General features: G+C 44.7%; 18 protein-coding genes. 13 read left to right on the top strand and 5 right to left on the bottom strand.

Features of this window, described 5'->3' with window-relative positions; all coding sequences use genetic code 11:
• Positions 1–36: 36 nt before the first annotated feature.
• The 6 genes from ACFSVM_RS13295 to mobB all read left to right on the top strand — a co-directional run bounded on the left by ACFSVM_RS13295 (position 37) and on the right by mobB (position 4544).
• A complete protein-coding gene (locus ACFSVM_RS13295) occupies positions 37–705 on the top strand; it encodes a PspA/IM30 family protein (RefSeq protein ID WP_090724102.1) in 669 nt (222 codons plus the stop codon).
• Positions 706–833: 128 nt separating this feature from the next.
• Complete coding sequence (locus tag ACFSVM_RS13290; RefSeq protein WP_076312739.1) at positions 834–1238, top strand: DUF350 domain-containing protein; 405 nt, start codon at positions 834–836, stop codon at positions 1236–1238.
• 35 nt (positions 1239–1273) lie between these two features.
• Positions 1274–1780 (top strand): DUF4178 domain-containing protein, encoded by a 507-nt coding sequence (locus ACFSVM_RS13285; protein WP_047910595.1) that lies wholly within the window; start codon positions 1274–1276, stop codon positions 1778–1780.
• Between the two features lie 12 nt (positions 1781–1792).
• Positions 1793–2548: a DUF4247 domain-containing protein gene (locus ACFSVM_RS13280; RefSeq protein WP_379262652.1), complete on the top strand. Its 756-nt coding sequence runs from the start codon at positions 1793–1795 to the stop codon at positions 2546–2548.
• A gap of 177 nt (positions 2549–2725) precedes the next feature.
• A complete protein-coding gene (locus ACFSVM_RS13275; protein ID WP_379262650.1) occupies positions 2726–4000 on the top strand; it encodes a molybdopterin molybdotransferase MoeA in 1275 nt (424 codons plus the stop codon).
• A 16-nt stretch (positions 4001–4016) separates the two neighbouring features.
• Positions 4017–4544 carry a molybdopterin-guanine dinucleotide biosynthesis protein B gene (mobB, locus tag ACFSVM_RS13270; protein WP_090724106.1) on the top strand — a complete coding sequence of 176 codons (528 nt, stop codon included), beginning with the start codon at positions 4017–4019 and terminating at the stop codon, positions 4542–4544.
• Here the strand turns inward: mobB and xerS are convergent.
• Positions 4519–5601, bottom strand: a complete 1083-nt coding sequence (xerS, locus tag ACFSVM_RS13265; protein WP_076312735.1) for a tyrosine recombinase XerS — start codon at positions 5599–5601, stop codon at positions 4519–4521. The two genes, mobB and xerS, sit on opposite strands and share 26 nt — an antisense overlap.
• A 222-nt stretch (positions 5602–5823) precedes the next feature.
• On the opposite strand from xerS, the gene ACFSVM_RS13260 reads away from it, so the two are divergent.
• Both ACFSVM_RS13260 and ACFSVM_RS13255 read left to right on the top strand, forming a co-directional pair.
• On the top strand, positions 5824–6306 hold the full coding sequence (locus ACFSVM_RS13260) for a GNAT family N-acetyltransferase (RefSeq protein WP_076312734.1): 483 nt from the start codon (positions 5824–5826) through the stop codon (positions 6304–6306).
• A 294-nt stretch (positions 6307–6600) separates the two neighbouring features.
• Complete coding sequence (locus ACFSVM_RS13255; protein WP_379262647.1) at positions 6601–8187, top strand: bifunctional metallophosphatase/5'-nucleotidase; 1587 nt, start codon at positions 6601–6603, stop codon at positions 8185–8187.
• Between the two features lie 149 nt (positions 8188–8336).
• On the opposite strand, the gene phnE (ACFSVM_RS13250) is transcribed toward ACFSVM_RS13255, so the two are convergent.
• From phnE (ACFSVM_RS13250) to ACFSVM_RS13235, 4 genes are all read right to left on the bottom strand, one after another.
• Positions 8337–9143 (bottom strand): phosphonate ABC transporter, permease protein PhnE, encoded by an 807-nt coding sequence (phnE, locus tag ACFSVM_RS13250; RefSeq protein ID WP_379262645.1) that lies wholly within the window; start codon positions 9141–9143, stop codon positions 8337–8339.
• A 13-nt stretch (positions 9144–9156) separates the two neighbouring features.
• Positions 9157–9972 carry a phosphonate ABC transporter, permease protein PhnE gene (gene phnE, locus ACFSVM_RS13245; RefSeq protein ID WP_379262643.1) on the bottom strand — a complete coding sequence of 272 codons (816 nt, stop codon included), beginning with the start codon at positions 9970–9972 and terminating at the stop codon, positions 9157–9159.
• Entirely contained in the window at positions 9965–10747 is a 783-nt protein-coding gene (gene phnC, locus ACFSVM_RS13240; RefSeq protein WP_379262642.1) for a phosphonate ABC transporter ATP-binding protein, read from the bottom strand. The genes phnE (ACFSVM_RS13245) and phnC overlap by 8 nt, the downstream gene beginning before the upstream one ends.
• Positions 10748–10863: 116 nt before the next feature.
• Positions 10864–11970 (bottom strand): phosphate/phosphite/phosphonate ABC transporter substrate-binding protein, encoded by a 1107-nt coding sequence (locus tag ACFSVM_RS13235; RefSeq protein ID WP_379262640.1) that lies wholly within the window; start codon positions 11968–11970, stop codon positions 10864–10866.
• Positions 11971–12341: 371 nt separating this feature from the next.
• Here ACFSVM_RS13235 and ACFSVM_RS13230 point away from each other — a divergent pair, with 371 nt between their 5' ends.
• The 5 genes from ACFSVM_RS13230 (at position 12342) to ACFSVM_RS13210 (ending at position 17045) form a co-directional block, all read left to right on the top strand.
• The gene (locus tag ACFSVM_RS13230) at positions 12342–12596 is read left to right on the top strand and encodes a hypothetical protein (protein WP_379262638.1); all 255 of its coding nucleotides are present in this window, start codon (positions 12342–12344) and stop codon (positions 12594–12596) included.
• Positions 12597–12752: 156 nt separating this feature from the next.
• Complete coding sequence (locus ACFSVM_RS13225) at positions 12753–13292, top strand: sigma-70 family RNA polymerase sigma factor (RefSeq protein WP_379262636.1); 540 nt, start codon at positions 12753–12755, stop codon at positions 13290–13292.
• Positions 13265–14524: a DUF5643 domain-containing protein gene (locus ACFSVM_RS13220; protein ID WP_379262635.1), complete on the top strand. Its 1260-nt coding sequence runs from the start codon at positions 13265–13267 to the stop codon at positions 14522–14524. The genes ACFSVM_RS13225 and ACFSVM_RS13220 overlap by 28 nt, the downstream gene beginning before the upstream one ends.
• Before the next feature lie 136 nt (positions 14525–14660).
• Positions 14661–15554 carry an aldo/keto reductase gene (locus tag ACFSVM_RS13215; protein WP_379262633.1) on the top strand — a complete coding sequence of 298 codons (894 nt, stop codon included), beginning with the start codon at positions 14661–14663 and terminating at the stop codon, positions 15552–15554.
• A 243-nt stretch (positions 15555–15797) separates the two neighbouring features.
• On the top strand, positions 15798–17045 hold the full coding sequence (locus ACFSVM_RS13210) for an MDR family MFS transporter (RefSeq protein ID WP_076312728.1): 1248 nt from the start codon (positions 15798–15800) through the stop codon (positions 17043–17045).
• Positions 17046–17056 lie beyond the last annotated feature (11 nt).

Genomic DNA, 17056 nt, shown 5'->3' with positions numbered 1-17056 from the left:
AGAATGCTTATAGAAAACCATTGGGAGGAATACGAAATGTCGTTTTTCAAAAGATTGCGTGATGTTACGATGTCTAACCTTAATGCACTAATTGATAAAGCAGAGGACCCGATTAAATTAACAGATCAATATATTCGTGATATGCAGGAAGACCTGGAGGACGCAGAAAAGGCGGTTGCCTCTCAAATTGCCCTAGAGAAGAAATTCAAAGCGCTGTACGAGGAACAAGAAGCGTTGGTTAAGAAGCGTGAAGAGCAGGCTCACACCGCTGCCAAAGCGCAGAATATTGATCTGGCGCGTCGTGCATTGGAAGAGAAGAAGAATGCAGAAGCGAAGCTTACAGAGTACAAGACAAGTTATGACCAGAACAAGGCAGCCGCTGATAATCTTCGCAGTAAGCTTGAGGAAATGCGTAAGCAGCTCGCTGAAATGAAGAGCAAGCGTGAAACTCTGGTAGCTCGATATAATGCAGCCAAAGCACAAACTGAAATTAACAAGGCAATGAATGATTTTAGCTCAGATTCCGCAACTGCAGGTCTGAAACGGATGGAAGATAAAATGCTGCAGGCTGAAGCTTTAGCAGAAGCAAGCAATGAAATGAACAAGAAGGATAAATCTCTCGACGAAGAGTTTGAGAATCTTGGCAAAGACCAGGCTGTTGAGGACGAACTCGCTGCGCTGATGAAGCAATACGACAATAAATGAGCGTTTTATTGATCAATCTAAGAATGGATAACAGGATCAGCACATATATAAGCGAGGGAGAGACCTTTAAAGTTTCTCCTTCGTTTTTCATGAGGAGTTATCTTGAACAGTGGGGGATGTAGGCCAAGATGGAATTTATGGATATTTTACGCATGCTGGTATGGACAGGATCGGGAGCTGTATTGCTTTTTATACTGATGTATATCGATTCGCTGTTTACGAAGTATAAGGATTTTGCAGAAGTGAAGGCAGGCAATATGGCGGTGACAACGAGACTCATTATGAAGCTGTTCGCACAAGGCTACATTTTGTCATCGTCGATATCTGTTTCGTATCATTTAGGAGACGCATTAATCGTCTCCGTTATTTCTTTTATCATTCTGCTTGTGATCGAAGCGGTTGTCCATTTCATTATTCGCAGGTTCGCTGCCTTTGATATTGATGGAGGCATGCAGCAGGGCAAGATTGGATATGGGTTGTTCTCCGGAACACTGCATATGGTAGGGGCACTGATCATTTCGGCTTCACTATAATTAGGATCGAGTAAGAAATAGGGGATTGATAGATAATGAGTATATGGAAAAGAGTAACGAATCTGCTGTCGAAGCCAAAGCCAGAACCGCAAGAGAAGAGCATGCTGCAGCTGGCTCCTGGAGATATATGCGAGGTATCACTTATCACTTACGAGGTCGTCGGCAGAGTGCAGAATCGTGGACGTAATGCAGTGGTGCTTACGCTTCAAGACGGCAATCAGCTTGCGTACCTGCATATAGAAGAGAGAGAACGACTCACCTACGGACTGTACCAGCCCATTGATGGGCGACTCGACAGCCCGGATGAAGTACCGACAACAATAGAGCTTGATGACAGAGATTATCATATGGAAGAACAATACGCAGGGCATGTGCTGACAACAGGAAGAACTCCTTTCTCCCAGAGCGGAGAGCAGCATGTCTGGCAGTATCAGTCTGATGACAATCACCTGCTCAGGATTGAATGGCAAAATGGACGTTTTATGCTGTACGAGGGAGAGCACATCATTCCAGCAGATGTTAAAGTTATTCGGGCAACCTAGGAGAGGTTAACCATGAACAAGCGTTTTTTTTACATGATCAAAATTGTACTTGTCCTCAGTTTATTCGTCTCTGTACTTAGTGGATGTGGAACAGCATCTGCGGTCAAAGAGAGCTACCCGCTCGAATCTGTGAATGGCAGCGGCAATTCAACTTCGTATGTATATCGTGCCGCGGGTATGACCGTACCTGAGGTTGCAGATGAGCTGATGGAAGAGAGATCACCGGAAGAAGTATCTCCGCAGGATACAGACCGAATGTTCCTAGTATATCCTGATGAGTTATATCATCTGCAGCAAGACCCGGAAGCACCGGAAGATACGCTCATTGAAGTGGACTCGCAAGAATATGTCAGACAGAACTACAGCTCTTCTTTTCTCCAGGGTTATATAACGGCATCGATTCTCGACAGTATGTTTGATTCGTTAAAAGGCGCAGGGAAATATCGGGGTTACACAACTCAGAAGACTTATAAACCATCCCAAGGAACGTATCGGACGCCGACGGATAACGATAAGTCGATCGCACCTCCACTAACGACGAATAAGAGTGGATCCATTATTAGAAGAGGACTGGGAGATTCAGGAGATACAAGCAAGTCAACCTCAGGAAACAGCGTGCTCGAACGAGGCTCCTCATCGTCCTCTTCTTCTAGCAAAGGAAAGATTGAACGAGGGAAGAGCAGTGGATCAAGCATATTCTCATCTCCGAAGAAGAGCAGCCGGCCCAAAACGAAAATTGGTTCAGGGCGAATTACAAGGCGAAGGTAAGTAAAGGTAAACAGGGAACACAAACAAATAAGAACTGAGCTGAATTTAAAGTGCATTTGCACTTTAGATTCAGCTCTTTTTTTGAACAGAATTATGGAATCAGGCTGTGCAGGCCTTGCAGGGATCGTAAGAAGCCGCTACACTTTGGAAAAAGATGATAAACATAAGGAGTATAGGATGACAAATCTATCAACAGATCCCAAGTTTAATCGTAAAGCGATACAAGTCGAAGCTGCTCAGCAGATGATAACGAGTTATATACAGGAGATGGACACGGAGCTCATAAGTATTGATGAGGTGCATGGCCGTACGATTAGTCGAGATATTCACGCACCGCACCCTTACCCTTATTTTCGGAGATCAGGGATGGATGGATATGCTGTGAAGAGCAGCGATCTTCATGAGGCTTCGGGTACGAATCAAATATGGCTTCAAGTCATTGATGAGATTCCATGCGGATATGCGTCAGATAAAGTTATTCACTCTGGAACAGCGGCCAGAATTATGACCGGAGCACAAGTGCCGGATGGAGCCGATGCGGTCGTTATGATTGAGGCTACCGAGGTCCGAAATGAAGCTGAAGCTAAGGCTGTCGGTTTTAAACGTTCTATCACAGCCGGCACCAATATTACACCCATCGGATTAGAAATCTCAGAAGGTGACCTGCTGATCAAAAAGGGAACGCTGCTGTCTGCAGGAGAAATATCGGTCCTTGCTACCTTCGGATTTCATGAGGTACCGGTATATCGTAAGCCACAGGTCGCTGTCTTCGCAACAGGAACAGAGCTGCTTCGTGTAGATGAAGAACTGCAGCCCGGCAAAATTCGAAACAGCAACAGCTATATGCTCGTATCTCAAGTGAAGCAGGCCGGCGGTGAACCGCATCTGCTGGGTTCGATCGTGGATGATATTGAGCTTGCGCGGCGCATGCTGGAGGAAGCGGTACAGAAATACGATGTAATTATAACGACCGGCGGGGTCTCTGTCGGGGACTATGATATTATGGGCGATCTTGTTCGGCAGGATGATGTAGAAATGCTGTTTAACAAGGTCATGATGCGGCCTGGCAGTGTGACCACCGCTGCTGTCGTGCAGCGTAAATTACTGTTCGCCCTGTCGGGTAATCCAGGTGCATGTTATGTCGGGTTTGAGTTATTTGTAAGACCGACTCTTCGAATGATGCAGGCATCGGATTCGCCTTATTTGGAGAAGTGGACCGCAACCTTAGGAGAAGATTATTCCAAGGTAAACAATTTCACTCGTTATGTTCGGGGCAAATTAAGCATTAAGGACGGAAAAGTATACGCATCTGCGGCAAAAGTGGACGAGTCGAGTGTCATGGTCACAATTAAGGATAGTGATTGTCTCATTATAGTTCGTCCAGAATCCAAAGGGCTTAAGGCAGGGGACTCCGTAGAGCTGCTTAAGCTGAACACGGCAGCCGGATGCTAGAAGAAGGGGGAGCAGGATGAGTTCTCATGATACACACTGCGTTCAATCGAGGATTTGGCAAGTCATTGGGTATAAGAATGCGGGGAAAACGACGCTCATTACAAAATTGGTGCAAGAGCTGAGAGAACGAGGGTATACGACGGCTGTAATTAAGCATGACGGGCATAACCATTTTGATATAGATCATCCAAACACAGACAGTGGAAAATATAGTGAAGCTGGTGCGGAAGCCGTTGCAGTCATTTCTGATACCAGACATGCGGTCATCGAGAAACGGAGTGCATCGCTTGAGGATATCATCAAGCGATTCTCTGTCTATGATTACATTTTGGTGGAGGGCTTCAAGAATGCAGCTTATCCAAAGCTGCTGATGGTGCGAGAACAAGAGGATCTTGCTTTACTTAAGCTGGAACAGGTGAGAGCAGTTATTGCTGCCGAGTCAGAATGGCTGGATAAAGAACAGCTGCCTGAATCGGCAGCCTGTTACAATCGTGACGATGTCACGGGGATTGCAAATTTTATGATTCGGTGCGGCGTTCAATAGCTTCGGACATTGTTTTGTCGGTTAGATGGGCATAGACCTCTGTCGTTTCTGTAGAGGCATGACCCAGCTGCTCCTTGGTCTTATAGATATCATTCTGTAAATAGTAGTCGGTCGCAAAGGAATGGCGAAGCTTATGAACCGTGAGATAAGGCTTCCCAAAGCGTTTGGCATACTTGATAATCATCGCTTGAATGGCACGCTTTGTCATGCGTTTCCCTTCTTTTTGACCATTGGGGACCGTGACGAAGAGTGCTTTTTCTCTTTTGGGTGTATGGTAGCGAAGTGTCCGCAGCTGCATGTAGGCGAGAAGATCGTCTTTTGCCTGCTCTCGGAAATAGACTGGATTCTTAAAGGTCTCATCGTTGTTACCCTTGCGGTATACATAAAGTACCTTGTTATTAAGATCAAGATCATCAACGTTTAGATTCACGACTTCAGATACCCGCAGTCCTGAATTGAGAATAAGACTAGCAATGCATGCATCTCTTTCCTTATTCTGTTCATGGGAGTACAGTGCTTGCTTGTTCTTCTCGACATCCTTCGCATATCCCTCTAATATGTAGCCGATAAATTCAAGCAGCTCATCCTCCTCGAGTATTTTACCTTTGAGCTTGGCCGCTGTATCCTTGGGTTTATGAACTCGCTTGATCTCGATTTTGGCCATAATATTGCGCTTCAGGAGCGGGTAAAACTCCTCATCCTCGGCAATCTGGCTGAGATAATGAAAGAGTGAGCGAAGAGAGGACAGCTTGCGGGAGATGGTAATTCGTGAATTCGCACCTTCTCTCTTCGTCGTTAAGTAGATCCGATAGCCTGTGATACTGTCCATACGGAGTACTTCCAGATCCTTCAAGGTGACATCCGAGTTCTTCTCCGCCGCAGATAATCCCTCTGCACGAAGCCAGGTAAAAAATGTATCGTAATCCCTGACATACTCCAGCAGAGTGGAGGGTGACAGGTCCGGCAGTTTGTAGTCAATGAATTGCTGAACGAACCAGGGCATGGTTACAACACGTTCATCAAGCTTCTTGCGGTCGGTTTCTTTTTGTATATGCATAGCAATGTAACCCCCGGTTTATTAGATTTATGGATTGACCTTATTTTACCACATTGATTTTTCAAAGGAAAAACACTCCGGCTTAGAAGAAGGAAGAAGATCAGACAGTACGCTTGAAGGTCAGAAACGAAAGTTTTATAGTTTAGTAGAATGGACTCGGTGTAATCGTGTTTAATAGACGTAGAGTGTATATAAAAAAGAACAAGCACGGGGTGATATAAAATGGAATTAAGCCTCACCATTGTATCCAGGGAAGAGAGCCAGGTTATAAGGCATTTGATGCAATTCTATTTATATGATTTTACCAAGTATTTAGATATTGATGTGAACAGTGATGGTGTCTTCCCCGAATATCCGAACTTGAACGAGTATTTTATCCGTTCGGACAAGTTCCCCTTTCTTATTCGAAGCGGACAAGTGCCTGCTGGATTTGCGCTAGTTGAACGATTGTCCGAACGCCGTGAAGGTGATTACTATATGACAGAGTTTTTTGTGATGCAAAAATATCGTCGCAGCGGTGTTGGCACCTGGGCAGCTCAGGAGCTATTCCGCCGCTTCCCGGGGGAATGGAAGGTGTCGCAGGTCCGTACGAATGTTGCTGCCCAGGCCTTCTGGCGGAAGGTGATCGGTTCGTATACGGACGGCCAGTTCCGTGAGCGATTCCACCCCGAGTCAGGGAATCCAAGCCAGCATTTCGTGACTTGAACCTCGGTTCAGTCCATGTGGTATGTCCAGGTCTGATTGAGACAAATATTTTGAATCACAAAAAGAATCGGAGCAAAAGGCTGGTTTGATTCTGTTTAAACCAAGTAGATAGCGCATTGTGAGGACCACCTTTTCCTGTAATGAGGGAAGGTGGTTCTTTTGTGTGCATACAGAGGACCATTGTAAACGGATAATTAACTTTAAATCAACAAATCTTTACGATGCGTTATTGGTTTTCTTTTACAATAGAATGGGAGTATTGCGCATTTAGAGCATGGGAGGATACATAAAATAATGAATTCAACAAATACAGTAACGATTACACTGCTCCAGACAAGTGATGTACATGGTCATATCTATCCAACAGACTACCGGGGACCGGGGGATAAGCCGCTCGGCTTTGCCAAGCTGTCAGAGCTCATCCATAAAGAAAGGATGGAGGATCCGTCTCTGCTGCTGGTGGACAATGGAGATCTATTGCAGGGGACTCCCTTCATGTATCATTATGCCAAGTACGATAGGAAGGGTGTCCATCCTGCAGCGACTGTGTTAAATACGCTGCAATATGATGCAGCGATAATTGGCAATCATGAGTTTAACTACGGGCTGGACCTGTTACAGCGCACGATGGGGGATACGAAATGCCCTTATCTCTCCGCTAACATTGTGAATGAGACGGATGGCCGGCCGGCGTTTGGACAGCCTTATCGTCTATTTGAGATGCAGGAGGGCATTCGAATTGCTGTTCTGGGTGTGACGACCCACTATATTCCGAACTGGGAGGAACCCTCGAACATTCAAGGTCTGGCATTCGAGGATGCGCTTGCCTCCGCGCAGCGCTGGGTAACTCACATTCGGGAGATGGAGAACCCGGATGCCATCGTCGTAAGCTATCACGGCGGGTTTGAGCGTGACCCTCATACAGGAGACGCCACGGAGCCTCTGACAGGAGAGAATCAGGGCTATGAGATGTGTATGCAGCTTGACGGTGTTGATGTGCTGCTCACAGGTCATCAGCATCGTCTGCTTACCGGAGAGCTGAACGGCGTGATCTATGTACAGCCGGGCTCTTCAGGACAGGCGATATCCAAGGTGCAATTGATGTTTAGCCGCAAGCCGGAAGGTGGATGGGTGATCCGTGACAGGAATGTCATGCTTCTGTATGCAGAGGATGCACAGGCAGATCCTGAAATTCTTCAGATCTTTGCCGAAGGTGAACGAAGAACTCAGACATGGCTGGATCAGCCGATTGGCAGAGTCGAAGGGGATATGTCGATTGCAGATCCCATGGCCGCAAGACAGAGGGATCATGCCTTTACGGAGTTCGTTAACCGGGTACAGATGGAGACAACAGGGGCACCCATCTCCTGTGCAGCGATTTTTACCAATGAAGCGAGAGGGTTCACCGAGCACATTACGATGAGAGATGTCGTTTCTAATTATATTTATCCTAACACACTCAAAGTGCTGCTTCTGACCGGCAGCGATATCCGGGCTGCACTAGAACAGAATGCTCGTTATTTCAGTCTGGATGAGAATGGAATAGGTCTTAGAACCTCCGAGAGCTATCTTCAACCGAAGCCGCAGCATTTTAATTATGACATGTGGGAAGGAATCGAATATGAATTGGACATTTCCAGACCTGAAGGAAGCCGAGTCACGAAGCTGTTATTCAAAGGCTCTCCATTAGCGGATGACGCTGAATATGAAGTGGTCATGAACAGCTATCGGGCAGGAGGGGGAGGGAACTTCTCCATGCTGGTGAACAAGCCTGTCGTACGGGAGATCCCGACAGATATGACGGAAATTTTGGCAGACTATATCATGAAGCGAGAAACCATACATGCTTCCTGCAATAACAATTGGAGAGTTATCTACTAAACCAGCTGTACTCTCCCGCTCAGAACATAGTAAAGAAACCTCCGAATGCATTCGGAGGTTTTTGGCTTGCAATGATTTTTTTAATATAAAAGAATCGATTTCATAATACCTTTATCTGCTTAGCTCAAGGGTATATTTGATTCAAAAGATTAGCCATTAACGAGCTTGGAGCGAAGTCGATTGGACATCCATTCGATAAGAAGGATAAAAATCACTAAGCCAATCAGAATGGAGCCGACTTGGTTCCAGCGGTAGCTGTTCATCGCAAAGATAAGAGGAGCACCGATTCCTCCTGCACCAACGAGACCCAGGATCGAGGCTTCACGCATATTCATGTCGAAACGGTAGATTGTCACCGACAGAAACAGTGAAAAGAGCTGTGGGATGATACCGTAGCGGATCTTCTCAAATGTGTTGCAGCCAAGAGAGGTCATCGATTCCAGTACCTGCTTGTCCAGTTCTTCAATGGAGTCAACATACAATTTGGACAGCATGCCGATAGAGGTGAGTCCGATGGTCAGCACGCCTGCAAATGGTCCGGGTCCAGTTACCCCAATGAACATAAGTCCATATACGAGCGCGGGAATCGTTCGAATCATAATGAGCAGCAGTCTTGTCAGCCAAGCGATAGGCTTTGGCACGATATTGGATGCTGCTAAGAAAGAGAGCGGAACAGACAGCACGGCACCGACAAGTGTTCCCAGTATGGCGATGGCTGTCGTTTGAAGCAGCAGGTAGAGCACTCCTTGCTCCGTTAGACTGAACAGCAGTTCGAGATCGGGAGTAACAATACCTGTTAATATATTTAATGCAATCGAAATTCCTTTTTGATTCACGTCCTCGAAGCTTACGGTGTCTAGTGACCAGATGAACAGAATCAGCACAATAATGGTAACCGTCCAAATATATCGATGATTCCGAGGGGAAGCACCCAATTGCTTCTCAATGGTTGTCATAGCATGGATCTCCTCATGTTAACTTTTTTCTGAAATGTTCACTGATCGATTCGATAATATAAACCGTGATGACCAGAGCAAAAACAATCATGCCAACGTTCGAATAATCACGCCAGCCCAGGTTCTCCTTGATCAGAAGACCGATGCCTCCGGCCCCTACATAACCAAGAATGGCTGCATAGCGTACGTTCCCCTCGAAGCAGAACAAGGATGTTGATAGATAACGGGAGAGTACTTGTGGAAAAATAGCATAGCGAAAAGCTTCCACCCGGTTCATTCCAATCGACTCCATCGCTTCAAATGGTCCCATGTCGACGTTCTCAATTTGCTCATACAGCAGCTTACCAACATAGGAGAGTGTGAATAAAATAATGGCGACGAGGCCCGCCATAGGTCCGAGTCCAAAGATAAAGGTCGCGATCAAGGCGATGACCAGCGTCGGCAGTGTTCTTAACAAGCTCATCATAATCTTGAAGATCGAAGTGATTACCTTGTTCCGCATCACGTTGGATGAAGCGAGCAGGGCAAACGGCAGAGCGAGGATCGCTCCAATCATAGAGCCGAGCAGCGACATTTGCAGTGTCGCGAGAAGGGCTTCCAGCAGCTTGGGGAAGTAGCTCCAATTTGGAGGAACCATTTCACCTAATATTTTGAAGAAATTATTAATTCTCGAAAATAGCAATGGAAGATCAAAGCCGGTTAATTGAACAGATGATGTAGTCAGGATCGCTAGAATAACGAGAATAAGCGGAAGTCTTGTTCTTTTTTGCATAACGACCTTACCGTTATCCAGCACCAGCTGCTTCGGCGGAAACAATTTATCATACATGGGTCAGTGCCACCTCCTCCGGGAGGGGAACATCCTTGAGCTTGCTGCCGTATATTTCATCCAGGGTGTCCTTGGTAACTTCAGACGGCGGACCGTCAAATACAATCTCGCCTGCTCGAACCCCAATAATACGCTCCGCATATTCGAGTGCGACCTCCACATGGTGGATGTTCATAATGACAGAGATGTTCAAGGTTTCATTGATATTCTTAAAGTCATCCATCACAATTCGTGAGGTGACCGGGTCAAGGGAAGCAATCGGCTCGTCAGCCAGGATGATGTCAGGATTCTGGGCAAGTGTCCGTGCAAGTGCTACCCGCTGCTGCTGTCCGCCCGACAACTGGTCCACCCGAACATAAGCTTTGTCGAGAATGCCTACCTTATCTAAAGCCTCTAGTGCTTTTATTCTCTGATCCTTGGTGAAGATTCCGGTCAGCTTGCGCCACATCGGAAGATGCGGGACAAAGGCGACAAGGACGTTATTGATCACGCTGATTCGGTTGACTAAATTGAAGGATTGAAAAATCATGCCAATTCTCTTACGAAAATTCCGCACCTGCTTGCCTCTTAGCTTGGATACATCGACTTGATCTACAAACAGCTGTCCGTCTGTAATATCATGCATACGATTAATGCACCGAATGAGGGTCGACTTACCTGCTCCGGACAGTCCGATGACAGCAACGAATTCGCCTTGCTCGATCTTGAGGTTAATATTTTGCAGTGCAGTTGTGCCGTTCTGGTAGGTCTTTTGTACATTGATAAACTCGATCATGGGTTAAACTCCATTCCTATGGTTTTTGCTGCCGAGATGAAAAAGGAGAACATCATTAGAAGCCTGATGCTCTCACTTTTTTTAAAAGCATATTATTTGGTTTGGTTCCGTTTATCTTATTGATTTTTCATGTTACGAATCAGCTCTTGTGCTTCTCTCTCACCGTCATAGTCAGAGGATTGAGCTTTTTGGTAGCCTTCGTGGCTGTATACAGCAATGACATTCTTACCTTCTTCTGTCTTCGCGATCTCGATAAATGCTTCCTGAAGAGCGGCTTTGAGATCATCGGTAATGACTTCACTGTTCTTGCTCACGCTGATCGTATCATTGTAGATTCCTTGGGTTACACCGATGACATTCGTCTCATCCCAGATCGGGCTTGTGCGGTTAAATTCACTAGTCCATTGTTCAGCGTAATCGCGTCTAGCGTCAGCAAATGCAACGATAACATCGACCTGCTCTGCAGCCAGTCGGCCAAAGGAGCTGCCGTAAGAATCGGATGTCACGACATTGGACAGATCCGTGATGCTCTTCTGGTAGTTGCTTTGCAGCCACAGCGTTGGATAAATATAACCTGCAGAAGAAGTTGTTGACATAACTGCCCAGTTAGCGTCATTCAATTCTTCCCAGGAGAGTTCTTCGCCGTTATTCACTTTCTCAGCAAGCTCTTGTCCTTTAGCAGATGGCCCTGCGATGACCAGTGAGCGATAATAGGTTGCTTGCTCACTAGTTAGTTCCGTTGGTTTGTTTTCATTCCAGTCTTTTGGAGCATCAGAGTCGTTAGACAATCCTGCACGAGTTGCGGTCAGAATGACATCAGCTCCGTCATCATACAGCGCGTAGGTTCCGCCGGGAATAAAGCCGATATCTGTCGTTCCTGCGGATAGTGCTTCACCGACAGCTTCATAGGTCGTACCTACATCGATGCTGATTTCTCCAACTTCAAAGCCTTGTGTAGAGAGCTGCTCCTTCAAGAGATCCTTAAGCGGGTCCGTTGCTGTAATAATATCTTTCGGGTCTTTGGAAGGAACAAAGCTGATTTTGAGCTGATCAATGGTTTGGGTTGTACTGGCTGCTTCGCCAGATGTTCCTGTGTTATCCGAAGTCTGTGAAGTGGTAGGCGCCGTTGGTTCTTGTGATGAAGTGCCGGCATTAGAGCCACAGCCTGCAATTAGAGCGGTAACCAGAGTAAAAGTAGTAAGAAGCATGTTTCTTTTTTTCAATTCATAACCCCCGATAAATTTGATTATTCAAGGCAAGGCAAGTATCCCTATCTTGAAAGACAAGCTCATTGTACCTTCGGAATGTTATATATTTATAAACGTAGTGTCAGAGGGGTTATAAATTTGGATATGTTTCCATCAATTTCTACATATTAAGTCAGGATTCGCGTTGTTTTTCGAGTACATTGTAAAATTATCTGTCTGTTGAGCCGCAATTTTCGCTTTTATACCTGTGGTCGAATTTCAAAAAGAACTTACAATGATGAAAGGAATATGTAGTTAGATATTCTAAATTATAGATTTATCGTTCTCCTTCCTTATAGTATAATTTCTTGGACAACAAGAATATTGCTGACTAGGAGAAGAAGGAAATGCAGTTATTTAAGAGATTTAGTTTTTGGCTCCCCCTTTTAAGTGTATTGGTGTGTATTTTTAATGCTACGGGCATAGATGACTACAATATGTTGCTGGTATTAACGAGTCCGCATTTGGCACTACTTGAAAATATTCCGTCTATTGGACGTCATTTAAATGGGATGACAATTATTTATTTTATTAATGTCTTTGGCTGGTTGGTCATTGGATTGATCATAGATTTGATCATTAATCAATTTAAGCCGGCTTAAAACGAAGTTAAACAGACTTCAAATATCTCAACTGAGAAAGCAGCCGTTATGATTAGCTGCTTTTTTTGCTTATTAACTTAGTAATTTTTTTTTATTAACAGTTGAAACCTAATGGCATTCTTATGCATCTAACATACGAATCGAAAGGGGGAAGTTATGGACATCGTCAAGGAAGTGAAGAAAGCCCAACGAGGTAATATTAGTTCGTTTGAGCAATTAATTAGTGCCTATAAAGTTACAATGTACCAGGTAGCTAGAACAATACTGGTCAGCGATGCTGATTGTTCCGATGCCATGCAAGAAGCGATTATAAAAGCTTTTTCCAAGTTGAAAAGCTTGAGAGAACCCCAGTATTTTAAAACATGGCTGCTACGAATCGTTATTAACGAATGCAACCAAATCCACAGGCGAAACAAAAACGTGATTGATTTTAACGAATTGAAAACCCCATTCACCAATGAGAGCGGTTTTGAAAGAGTAGAGTTAGAACAGTTACTGTCGACTTTGCCTGAAGATGAGGGACGACTGCTAAAGCTGTACCACATTGAGGATATTTCAATTAAGGATATAGCTGATATTTACGAAAAACCGGAAAACACCATTAAAACATGGCTGCGCCGTGCCCGTGAAAATGCCCGGTCACTCTGGGAAGAACAGGAGGAGTTCACATGGAAAAGTGGGAGCAGGAAATTGTGAAGCAGGTTAACAAACCTTTACCTGAATCGATCGAAGATCGTGTAAACCTAACTCTTAAAGGATTAAAAAGGAAACGTAATAGATCGTTAAAGCAACGTTTTGGTATTTTAACAGCGGTGATGCTATTCATTACCATTGGACTGTCATCTTTGTCTCCAAGTTTTGCGGAATCTCTCAGATCCTTCCCTTTACTTAAGTCAGTATTCGAATTAGTCGGCGGAGTGGATGTAAAAAGAGGCAGTGAGCTTCTGCTTACAACGGAGCTAGGACAGGAAGTTAAGATCAATGACCAAGAGATCATATTTACAGAGAGTCTGTACGATGGTTCTAAAATTAATCTTGGCTGGACAGTACCTTCGAATGATCCTGATCCGTGGGCATTTAAAGAAGATATCAAGTTCACAATTGATGGTAAGAGGATAGAAGATTATGGTGGAAATATCACTTATGAGAAGCTCGATAATGGTATGTATGCAGGGACGATTAGTATAGATATCAGGAGTGAGGAGCTATTGCCAGAGTCCTTCGTACTTGGACTTATATCGAAAGATGAAACGGTTACATACGCCAATATCCCCATTGTTCAAGAAGGTGAATATCAATCCTACACAATCGGACAAAGCAGAACTTGGGATGAGAACGAAGTGTTCCAAGTGGATTATGATACAGTTACTTTGTACCCGACCACGACTGTAATCTCATACAGTCTACCGAAATCAACAACTCATTTTTGGGATTTCCAGGTGTATGACGATCAAGGACGCGTGTTACAGCCAATCAGTGTGAGTGGAGTGGGCAAAACAAATGAAAACCACTATAAAGCATTTTTTGAGTCGTTTGAGACAATTCCTAACAAAATATTCATCAAACCTTACATGTTAAATCCTAGTTCAAAAGTTAGTGGTGAGTGGAAAGGGAAGCCAATAACGATTGATCAAGGAAAGGCAGGTTCTCTAAAGATTCTGGATCAAAAAATGGAAAACAACAAGCTGACACTGACTTATGAAGCTGAAGGATACCGTATCTTCGAACAATCCGATCGGATTTGGCTCGAAGATCGCAAAGGGAGAACATATCATAAAGATGGTACAGCGATACGAATTAAAGATACGAATAAGTATCAGCTGACTTTCTCAAACATTAGCGAAATAGATTCCTACTATATATATACGTATCAATTTAATACGAACTACCTGGAAGGTCTTGAGGTTAGCATCGATTTACAATATTAGCTTGAAGAGTTCTAGTTGCCCATTCTAAGGAATTGTTGAACGGGCATCTTATATTGTTTCGCTTTTTCATGAGGTGGTAATACGAACATGTCAGATATTTTAATAAAATTGACATTAACCCAAGGAGGCTAGATTTATGGAACAGCGCTCTTATGGAAACACAGGAATGAAGGTCAGCGTACTGGGTTTCGGCGGGTCAGAGATTGGATCTGGCATTTCGAAGCCTGAGGTGGATCGTCTGCTCGGAAGTGCGATTGAAGCTGGATTGAATGTGATTGATACGGCGGAATGTTACGGAGACAGTGAGGAATTGGTCGGGCAGGTGCTTGGTCCCAAGAGAGAGGAAGTGTATCTGTTCACGAAATGTGGACATGCTTCCGGATATGACCAGCCGGATTGGGATCCGGTCATGCTGTCTAATTCGATCGACCGCAGCTTAAGAAGACTGAACACAGATTATGTGGATATGATTCATTTGCATAGCTGCTCGGAGGAAGTGCTTCGTGAGGGCTCCGTCATTGAAGTATTGAAACGGGCCAAGGAAGCAGGGAAAACAAGATTTATTGGCTACAGCGGAGATCATAAAGATGCATTGTATGCTGTTCAGACGGGCGTGTTCGATAGCCTCGAAACTTCTGTCAACATAGCGGACCAAGAGGCCATTGAGCTGACCATTCCAGAAGCCCGGAAGCAGGGAATGGGCGTGACAGCGAAACGGCCGCTGGCCAACGTTGCCTGGACTTATGATACGCTGGAAGAAACGGCATATCCATTTGTGTATTGGAATCGGTTACGGGACTTGAATTACGGATTCTTAGGTGAGAGCAATGAGGAGGTTATTGCTAAGGCGCTAGGCTTTACTTTATCAGTGCCTGGTGTGGATACGGCCATTGTAGGTACCAAAAAGCCAAATCGTTGGCAGGAGAACGCGGATCTGTTACGAGAGCGGCTGCTTGCCAAGGAAGATTATGAGATCATCCGTGAGCGGTGGAGAGAAGTTGCATCCGACGACTGGACGGGTAGAACTTAATATCGTATTTGATCAGAACCTTAGGGTGAATAAGTCATCCTAAGGTTTTTTTATGGGAAATAACTTGAATTATTATATGATTATTACAACATATGAAAAATTCATAATAGAATAGTATAGAGGTATCTATTTACTATGGATTGTCCTGCCTCTTGTACGCGTGCTTACATGTATTGACAGATAGCGAATTAGCTGAAATGATATGTATTAACTTACTTATTAGCAGATTCAGATGGAGGCAATATGAACAGTCATTTAAAACAGATTCACCCGCTCGCTTGGACCATTATCGTAGGAACGATGTTCGGAAGAATGGCCACCTCGATGAGTATTCCTTTTCTGTCGATCTATCTCATTAAATCGATGGAAGCAAGTCCAGCGGAGGCAGGTATGGTTGTCGCTGTCAGCTCGCTGATCGGCGTATTTGCCAGTTTTTATGGGGGATACATATCGGACCGAATAGGACGTAAAAAAGTTTTGATCTTCTCGATTTTTAGCTGGGCGCTTGTATTTATCGGCTTTGCCGTGGCCAATCAGATTTGGATGTTCTTTGTTATGAACGCATTGAATGGGCTGTGCCGAGCTGTTTTCGAGCCAACCTCACGAGCGATGCTGTCGGATATTACAGATCCGAAGAACAGGCTGTTAATTTTTAACTTGAGGTATGCGGCCATTAATGTCGGTGTCGTGATCGGTCCTTTACTCGGATTGCAGTTTGGAACCTCACAGAGCGGAGCCCCATTCATAGCCGCAGGGTTGGTATACATCTTATATGGACTGGTTCTTGTATTCCAGTTCGGTAGAAAAAGTGATATTGACCTTGGCCGTGCTGCCATAGCTCAGTCCGTATCTTTAAAAGAAGCTTTTATGGTGACTAGCCGTGATCGTACCTTTATGTATGTACTAATCGGGTCTATATTCTGTGTGTTAGGATATGGACATTTTAGTTCGACGCTCCCGCAATATCTTGAGCTCAGCCCGAGCTTCGAGAATGGAGCAGAGATGTTTACTTACATGCTGTCCATGAATGCCGTAGTCGTGCTGATCGTGCAGTATCCGCTGGTAAGATGGTTTAAGAATTTTCCTCCTGCGGTATCTTTAATCGTAGGTAATGCTTTTGTGGCCAGTAGTTTGCTTGTATTTGGTTTGTTTGAATCCAGATGGATGCTGCTGCTTGGTGTCGTAATATTTACAATTGGAGAAGTGCTCATGTTTACGCTTATGGATCTATTAGTAGACAGGATCGCTAAACCAGAGCTGCGTGGGACTTATTTCGGTATGATCGGATTTAACAATATGGGGAATGTACTCGCCCCGGTCATTGGAGGGTGGTTGTTAACCTCGCTATCTGTGGATCAACCGGTAATGATATTTATGCCTTTAATGCTAATGACAGCATGTGGCATTCCATTCTTGCTGCTCGCCCACTTTAAGATGCGTGATCGGAAGATGGATCAGCCAGCTGACAAACAAGCTAATGTCGCTAGTTAACATGAAGTGAG

Source organism: Paenibacillus shunpengii, assembly GCF_042684905.1.
Classification (GTDB): Bacteria; Bacillota; Bacilli; order Paenibacillales; family Paenibacillaceae; genus Paenibacillus; species Paenibacillus shunpengii.
This window is presented reverse-complemented; position numbering and strand designations above follow the sequence as displayed.

Excerpts from the sequence above, each read along its gene's own strand:
- ACFSVM_RS13295 (WP_090724102.1), top strand. The coding sequence starts at position 37 with ATGTCGTTTTTCAAAAGATTGCGTGATGTTACGATGTCTAACCTTAAT.
- ACFSVM_RS13290 (WP_076312739.1), top strand. The coding sequence starts at position 834 with ATGGAATTTATGGATATTTTACGCATGCTGGTATGGACAGGATCGGGA.
- ACFSVM_RS13285 (WP_047910595.1), top strand. The coding sequence starts at position 1,274 with ATGAGTATATGGAAAAGAGTAACGAATCTGCTGTCGAAGCCAAAGCCA.
- ACFSVM_RS13280 (WP_379262652.1), top strand. The coding sequence starts at position 1,793 with ATGAACAAGCGTTTTTTTTACATGATCAAAATTGTACTTGTCCTCAGT.
- ACFSVM_RS13275 (WP_379262650.1), top strand. The coding sequence starts at position 2,726 with ATGACAAATCTATCAACAGATCCCAAGTTTAATCGTAAAGCGATACAA.
- mobB (WP_090724106.1), top strand. The coding sequence starts at position 4,017 with ATGAGTTCTCATGATACACACTGCGTTCAATCGAGGATTTGGCAAGTC.
- xerS (WP_076312735.1), bottom strand. The coding sequence starts at position 5,601 with ATGCATATACAAAAAGAAACCGACCGCAAGAAGCTTGATGAACGTGTT.
- ACFSVM_RS13260 (WP_076312734.1), top strand. The coding sequence starts at position 5,824 with ATGGAATTAAGCCTCACCATTGTATCCAGGGAAGAGAGCCAGGTTATA.
- ACFSVM_RS13255 (WP_379262647.1), top strand. The coding sequence starts at position 6,601 with ATGAATTCAACAAATACAGTAACGATTACACTGCTCCAGACAAGTGAT.
- phnE (WP_379262645.1), bottom strand. The coding sequence starts at position 9,143 with ATGACAACCATTGAGAAGCAATTGGGTGCTTCCCCTCGGAATCATCGA.
- phnE (WP_379262643.1), bottom strand. The coding sequence starts at position 9,972 with ATGTATGATAAATTGTTTCCGCCGAAGCAGCTGGTGCTGGATAACGGT.
- phnC (WP_379262642.1), bottom strand. The coding sequence starts at position 10,747 with ATGATCGAGTTTATCAATGTACAAAAGACCTACCAGAACGGCACAACT.
- ACFSVM_RS13230 (WP_379262638.1), top strand. The coding sequence starts at position 12,342 with ATGCAGTTATTTAAGAGATTTAGTTTTTGGCTCCCCCTTTTAAGTGTA.
- ACFSVM_RS13225 (WP_379262636.1), top strand. The coding sequence starts at position 12,753 with ATGGACATCGTCAAGGAAGTGAAGAAAGCCCAACGAGGTAATATTAGT.
- ACFSVM_RS13220 (WP_379262635.1), top strand. The coding sequence starts at position 13,265 with ATGGAAAAGTGGGAGCAGGAAATTGTGAAGCAGGTTAACAAACCTTTA.
- ACFSVM_RS13215 (WP_379262633.1), top strand. The coding sequence starts at position 14,661 with ATGGAACAGCGCTCTTATGGAAACACAGGAATGAAGGTCAGCGTACTG.
- ACFSVM_RS13210 (WP_076312728.1), top strand. The coding sequence starts at position 15,798 with ATGAACAGTCATTTAAAACAGATTCACCCGCTCGCTTGGACCATTATC.